This window comes from Rhizobium sp. SVR5-9E, from assembly GCF_056755095.1.
The window spans coordinates 1-231 of record NZ_JBNDHS010000817.1 but is presented as its reverse complement, the minus strand read 5'-3'; the positions used below and the strand labels follow the sequence as shown (position 1 = coordinate 231).

The following is a 231-nucleotide window of genomic DNA, read 5'->3' as shown; positions in this document are numbered from 1 at the left end:
GCCTGCGACGACAAAAAGAAAGAAACAGAGCTTGCGGCAAGAGAAAAGCAGCTGCTTGAAAAAGAAAAACTATTTGCTCAAAAAGAATCTGAATATCAGGTACTCCTAAAAATGAGAGACAGTATTTTTTCGAAAAAAGATTCTGTAAAAGTTGTTGTATGGCCGGATGAAATCAAAGGTCAATGGACAGGAAAAGTAATCTGTACAGAATCTAATTGTAGTGATTATGTG

Annotated in this window: 1 protein-coding gene; it reads left to right on the top strand. The window is 35.9% G+C overall.

Annotation, left to right across the window (positions count from 1 at the left end; all coding sequences use genetic code 11):
- Positions 1-231 (top strand): hypothetical protein (locus ACPYOJ_RS37115; protein ID WP_481420647.1); only part of this gene is annotated, 231 nt, incomplete at both ends.